Source organism: Salinimicrobium oceani (assembly GCF_012037645.1).
Map to the genome: position 1 here is coordinate 1 of NZ_JAAVJR010000886.1, position 396 is coordinate 396.

1 protein-coding gene is annotated in these 396 nt (G+C 46.2%); it reads left to right on the forward strand.

The genetic code is table 11. The features are described from left to right. A partial coding sequence (locus HC175_RS19890; protein WP_168139822.1) for a triose-phosphate isomerase family protein occupies positions 1-396 on the forward strand: 396 nt, incomplete at both ends.

A 396-nucleotide genomic window follows, 5' to 3' on the forward strand; every position in this document is an offset into this window, starting at 1 on the left:
GAATGAAAACAGTGAAGGTGCTTTTACCGGCGAGGTATCAGCCCGGATGCTCACCAGCATTGGAGTAAAGACCGTTATTATTGGCCATAGCGAACGCCGGGCGATCTTCAGGGAAACCGATGAGGTGTTGGCAAAAAAAGTGAATGCAGCTCTTGAAAATGATATGGAAGTGATCTTCTGCTGCGGAGAGGAACTAAATGAACGAATGGCCGAACGCCATTTTGAGGTGGTGAAATCACAACTGGGAAAAGGAATTTTCCAGGTTTCTGAAGCACACTGGAAGAAAGTGGTGATCGCTTACGAACCTGTTTGGGCTATAGGCACAGGAGAAACTGCTTCTCCCGAACAGGCGCAGGAAATGCACGCTTTTATAAGAAAAACCATTGCTGAAAAATT